Source organism: Bartonella sp. MR168JLCBS (assembly GCF_042194175.1).
The window spans coordinates 1-1,154 of the sequence record NZ_JBHIMP010000131.1; the positions used below are offsets into that span (position 1 = coordinate 1).

The 1,154-nt window shown below is 37.7% G+C and carries 2 protein-coding genes; both read left to right on the top strand.

Going from position 1 to position 1,154, the window contains the following annotated elements:
- Positions 1-764, top strand: a 764-nt coding sequence (locus tag ACFIK8_RS09760; protein WP_375669309.1) for a carboxypeptidase regulatory-like domain-containing protein, incomplete at its 5' end; no start/stop codon positions are given.
- Between the two features lie 46 nt (positions 765-810).
- The coding region (locus tag ACFIK8_RS09765; protein ID WP_375669310.1) for a cytochrome c biogenesis CcdA family protein at positions 811-1,154 on the top strand (344 nt) is incomplete at its 3' end.

Sequence of the window (1,154 nt, forward strand, 5' to 3'; positions counted from 1 at the left end):
TAACAAACAGCAGTGAAAATGTTGTGAAAGGGCTCATATGGCGGGTTTATGCTCCTATCCTAGGAATCGATAATAAATTACCATTGATTGCAAGTTATGAGGGTGGTAGCGCGCATTTTAACCTAGAACCAGGAAGCTATCTTGTTCATGTTTCCTTTGGTCATGCAAGTGCAGTGCACCATATAAGTTTACAAAGCGGACAGAGTCTTGTTAAAAATTTTAATCTTGATGCTGGTGGCGTGCTTTTAAATGCTACATTGCTGAACGGCACAATCAATGAAAAGGAGTTACGTTTCACTAGCTATGAGGATGAGAAAGAAAATGATGATACTGGTGTGATTTTATCAAATGTGAAACCTCTGTCAATTGTACGTTTGAAAGCTGGCCGCTATCATGTTGCTTCCCATTATGGTTCCATTAATGTTATTGTTCATTCAGATATCCAAGTGGATGCGGGTAAAATTACAGAAGTCACTCTTGAACATCAGGCAGCTCAAATTGTTTTTAAATTGGTACGGCAGGAAGGAGGGGAAGCACTTGCAGATACAAGCTGGTCTATCACCAATGATTCTGGTGATATCATTTACGAAACGGTTGGTGCTTATGTTTCACTCGTGTTAGCTGAGGGGAAGTATATTGCGATTGCTAAGAATAAGGATCAAATTTATCAAAAGGCTTTTTCGGTTGTGTCTGGCCATGATGAAGATATTAGTTTGGTGGCAAAAGTACAAAATATGCAACAAATTGATGAGGAAATGGATTAATGGTTGTGCATAGGCGTAAGCCATAATAGGAATTGGATAGAGGGTTTTGATTGTAGAAATTTCAACAGTTGGTGTGTTTTTTGCCGGTGCATTATCTTTTTTATCACCGTGTGTTTTGCCGTTAGTTCCTCCTTATTTATGCTATATGGCAGGTATTGGTATTGATGATTTTCGTTCAGAAAAGCATAACGAAAAAGTATTTATACGCTTAGCACTTTTATCTTCTGTTATTGCTTTTGTGCTTGGTTTTACAACCGTTTTTGTTGCTTTAGGTGCTAGTGCAAGCACAATTGGCAAGTTCATTGCTTATTATCGTGAGTGGTTTGTACTTACTGCTGGAATTATCATTATTATTTTTGGTTTGAATTTTTTGGGTCTTTTAAAGGTTGC